We start from the raw sequence: 361 nt of genomic DNA, 5'->3' as shown, positions 1-361 counted from the left end.
CACATGATTGAAACCATGAGCGGTGAACAGGATCGCCTGATCTATGCCAGCGAAGATTTTGCTCCTGCTTACAGAGCGGCATTGAATGCAGGCTTTCAACAGGGCGCTGCAGGCTATGCACGCGATACAATTCTGGCGATGGCGCCATGGCCATTCAAACTGGAAGACATCACCTGCCCTGTTTATCTCTGGTACGGACTAAAAGATACAAGCCCCGTGCATTCTCCGGACTTTGGCGTGTCACTTTCAAAGCGGATTAAAAATGCGCAATTGCATCACTTTGAAGATGACGGCAGCGCCATTTTATGGACCAAAGCCAATGAAATTTTAAGCAAATTAGTCTGAAAGATACAAACAAGGC

General features: G+C 47.4%; 1 pseudogene. It reads left to right on the top strand.

Annotated elements, in window-relative coordinates:
* A pseudogene (locus tag HBA93_RS19365) lies at positions 1-345 on the top strand (alpha/beta fold hydrolase); the annotation flags it as partial.
* Positions 346-361 lie beyond the last annotated feature (16 nt).

The organism is Ochrobactrum sp. SFR4 (assembly GCF_019730395.1).
Lineage (GTDB): Bacteria > Pseudomonadota > Alphaproteobacteria > Rhizobiales > Rhizobiaceae > Pseudochrobactrum.
This window is presented reverse-complemented; position numbering and strand designations above follow the sequence as displayed.